This window comes from Mycobacterium simiae, from assembly GCF_008370645.1.
Taxonomy (GTDB): Bacteria; Actinomycetota; Actinomycetes; order Mycobacteriales; family Mycobacteriaceae; genus Mycobacterium; species Mycobacterium simiae_A.
On sequence record NZ_VTZN01000405.1, the window covers coordinates 1 to 1,175 of the forward strand.

The following is a 1,175-nucleotide window of genomic DNA, read 5'->3' on the forward strand; positions in this document are numbered from 1 at the left end:
TGGCGCACCAGGTGCCGCGGGTGCTGACACGCCTGGCACCAACGGGCCGCCAACACCGACGACGGGCATACCAGGCGGTGAGGGCGGTTGAACCGCACCTGGCGGCGTCCACAGACCGGGCGCAGTGTGATCATTGCCCCATGCTGACACTAGCGGTGATGTGGAGGCGCCGCTGTCAATCTGCCCCAGTGTTCCGGGCGCGGTATGACTGCTGCTCCACGCCGCTGCCGGTGAAGTCGCCGGCTGGCCGTCATCCGGCAGCGGTGTGTCGGGCGCCGTATGGCTACTTGCCCATGCCGGCGCCGATTGTGAGTTTGGTGGCGGGGAATCTAAATCTCTAGCCGTGATGGGGCGTGATGGAGCTGGACCGTCGAGGTTGACGCCGTGCTCGCGCAGCCACTTGCGTGCGTCACCGCCGATAGTTTCGTCGAGCACCCGCTGCGTCGCATCGATGATGTTCGACATCGCAATCCCGGCAGCATTGGAGGCACTTGAGTTCGATTCAGCAATGACTTCGTTGACCGCGGCAACTTTCGCGTCCATAAGCCCCGTGCTGGACAGGATCCGGTCGATCCGCTCATTGCCGGAGTTCGCGATCTCGGTCAAACGGTCCCGCAAATGATTGACCGTATCGGCGACATGATCGCTTTGGGTGCTCTTCACCTCACATTGGTGAGCGATAGTGGCGAGTCGTTGTTCGCCGCGCCAATACCGTTCCAGCAAATCGTTGGCGGTGCGTCCCTGATTTTCCCCCAAGCGGGATCGTTGGTTGTGCAGGTCGTTCGCCTCACCTCGCTTGCTCTTTCCCGCACTTTGCCAATAGCTGATTCCGGCCGTTGGCGCGTCGGGCCGTGCGCACCACCACGGGCCTACCAACAACGCCGACCACTTGCCGGGCGGCAGATCAGCCACCACCACACACGGCCTTCATATTCGCATCCTTGGCATTGACGTCATCGGCCGCCGCTTGATATGTCGGGTCGTCGCGATGCAGATAGCTACCGAGAGCGTTAGTGCTGGTGTAGGCCTGTGCTAGCGAAAGAGCGGCGGAGCGATCACCAGCTTTGAGTGCTGGGGCTGCATTCACCGCTTGTTCCAGCATCAGTGCCCCATTCACCGCGGCAGCGGAGGCGAGCGCTGGGCTACCACTATTGGTTTCGATTTGGACTTGGCGT

2 pseudogenes are annotated in these 1,175 nt (G+C 62.1%); both read right to left on the reverse strand.

From position 1 onward, the window contains the following. Positions 1 to 912 (reverse strand): annotated as a pseudogene (locus F0Q45_RS26095) (DUF5631 domain-containing protein); the annotation flags it as partial. Beyond that, positions 905 to 1,175 (reverse strand): annotated as a pseudogene (locus tag F0Q45_RS26105) (hypothetical protein); the annotation flags it as partial. The pseudogenes F0Q45_RS26095 and F0Q45_RS26105, both read right to left, overlap by 8 nt.